At 64.4% G+C, this 2,104-nt stretch carries 4 protein-coding genes; all 4 read right to left on the minus strand.

All coding sequences use genetic code 11. From position 1 onward, the window contains the following. On the minus strand, window positions 1–261 hold a 261-nt coding region (locus NM2_RS53315), incomplete at its 3' end, for an MlaD family protein (RefSeq protein WP_369690379.1). Continuing rightward, entirely contained in the window at window positions 210–359 is a 150-nt protein-coding gene (locus tag NM2_RS50070) for a hypothetical protein (protein WP_157122123.1), read from the minus strand. The genes NM2_RS53315 and NM2_RS50070, both read right to left, overlap by 52 nt. 4 nt (window positions 360–363) lie before the next feature. After that, window positions 364–1,227, minus strand: coding sequence for an ABC transporter permease (locus tag NM2_RS46850; RefSeq protein WP_067684273.1), 864 nt, complete (start codon window positions 1,225–1,227; stop codon window positions 364–366). Continuing rightward, on the minus strand, window positions 1,227–2,072 hold the full coding sequence (locus NM2_RS46855; protein WP_067684276.1) for an MlaE family ABC transporter permease: 846 nt from the start codon (window positions 2,070–2,072) through the stop codon (window positions 1,227–1,229). The genes NM2_RS46850 and NM2_RS46855 overlap by 1 nt, the downstream gene beginning before the upstream one ends. Between the last annotated feature and the right edge of the window lie 32 nt (window positions 2,073–2,104).

Consider the following 2,104-nt stretch of genomic DNA (forward strand, 5'->3'; position numbering starts at 1 on the left):
TTGCAGGGCGGTGATTCCGAAGAGGTTGCCGGGTGCGTAGTCGACGGTGAGTGTGTTGGTGAGGCCGAACAGTTGTGAGTGCAGCAGGTTCAGTTCGATGCGTTGGTGGCCTGGTGTGGCGATGGCGACGGAGTCGACGGTGCCGATGCGGACGCCGTCGAGGCGTACGTCGGTGCCGTGTGTGATGCCTTCGCCGATGCGGTTGGTGATCAGGGCGATGTGGATTTCGTCGGTGGGTGGTGAGTGCGGGACAACCGCCAGGTGAGGAGGGTCAGCAGTATCAGGATCGTCGCGGTGGTGCCGAGGATTCGGGCGCGTTGTGGTCCGGTTTCGGTGCCGGGTAGTGCGTAGGCTGGCATGGGGTTATCCGGTGAAGGTGATGGGGGATTGGAATCCCCAGAGGATGATGGTGGCGAGCATGTCCAGGGCGATGATGGAGACGAGGCTGGCGCGGATGGCGCGTCCGGAGGCGATGCCGACGCCTTCGGGTCCGCCGGTGGCGAAGAATCCTTGGTAGCAGTGGATCAGGACGACGGCGATGGCGAAGACGATGACTTTGATGGTTGCGGCGATGATGTCCCAGCCGAGGACGAATTGGTCGAAGTAGTGGTCGTAGGTGCCTGCGGGGGTGGCGTGGATGGTGGTGACGATGAGTTCGCATGAGAAGTAGCTGAGGATGAGTGCGACGACGAATGCTGGTGCCACGGCGATGATTCCGGCGATGACGCGGGTGGTGACGACGAAGGGGACTGAGCGGACGCCGAGTGATTCGAGGGCGTCGATTTCTTCGGAGATGCGCATGGAGCCGATTTCGGCGGTCATGCGGCATCCGGCTTGGGCGGCGAAGCCGACTCCGGCGGCGATGGGGGCGAGTTCGCGGGTGACGCCGAAGGCGGAGATCAGGCCGCTGAGTTGGCCCAGGGACAGCAGGTTCAGGGCGCTGTAGGCTTCGATGCCGATGGAGGCGCCCATGGCGGTGCCCATGAGCAGCATGAGTGGGACGACGCCGCCGCCGATGATGACTGATCCGCGTCCCCAGGTCATGTCGGTGATGACGGTGATGGTGTGGCGTCGGTAGTGGATGAGGGTGTGGGGGATGGTGGAGAGCACTTGCCAGATGAACCCGAGGACGAATCCGATGGATTCGATGGGGGTGAGGGGGTGGACGCGGCGGCGGAGTCGGTTGATCCACTGTAGTCCGGCGGGTGTGTAGGGGGTGGCGGTCATCAGGCCATCCTGACGGGGAAGAACATGGTGACTACTTGTGTGATGGCGGTGTTGAGGATGGTGACCGCGGCGATGGACATGACGACGGCGGCGTTGACGCCGTCGGCGACGCCGCGGGGTCCGCCTTTGGCTTCGAGGCCGCGTTGGCAGGCGATGATGACGACGAGGAAGCCGAAGAGGAGTGCTTTGATCAGGGAGACCCAGATGTCCAGGGGGGTGGTGAACGAGCCGAATGATTGCCAGTAGCTGCCGGGGGTGACGTTCAGGGCGGTGACCGCGACGGTGAATCCCGAGGCGATACCGACGATGACGATGAGGATGTTGAGGATGGGGGCGATGAGCATCATGGCGGCGATGCGGGGGACGACGAGGCGTTGGACCGGGTCGATGCCCATGACGCGCATGGCGTCGACTTCTTCGCGGACGGTGCGTGCACCCAGGTCTGAGGCGATGGCGGCGGAGCCCGCGCCGCCGAGCATGATGGCCGCGGCCATGGGTGCGCCTTGTTTGATGACGCCGAGGCCGCCGGCGGCGCCGATCATGGAGTCCGCGCCGAGTTGGGAGACGATGTTGCCGACTTGGGTGGAGACGATGACGCCGAAGGGGATGGCCATGAGGATGGCGGGGATGGCGGTGACTTTGATCAGGAACCATGCCTGGGTGAGGGTTTCGTGTGTCTGGAACCGCAGCCGTACCGCGTCGGTGACGCCGATGCCGATCGCGTCCACGCCCATGCGCAGTGCGCGGCCTAGGGTCGCCAGGCTCGACAGGACCGTGTCGGAGAAGTTACGCCGCAGCGCCACACCAGCTTTCGGTGCCGATGCCACAGCCGGTGTATCCGAAATCTCGGGCCGTACAGCCAAATCACTGGTCGACA

It is taken from the genome of Nocardia miyunensis NBRC 108239, from assembly GCF_001613065.1.
Taxonomy (GTDB): Bacteria; Actinomycetota; Actinomycetes; order Mycobacteriales; family Mycobacteriaceae; genus Nocardia; species Nocardia miyunensis.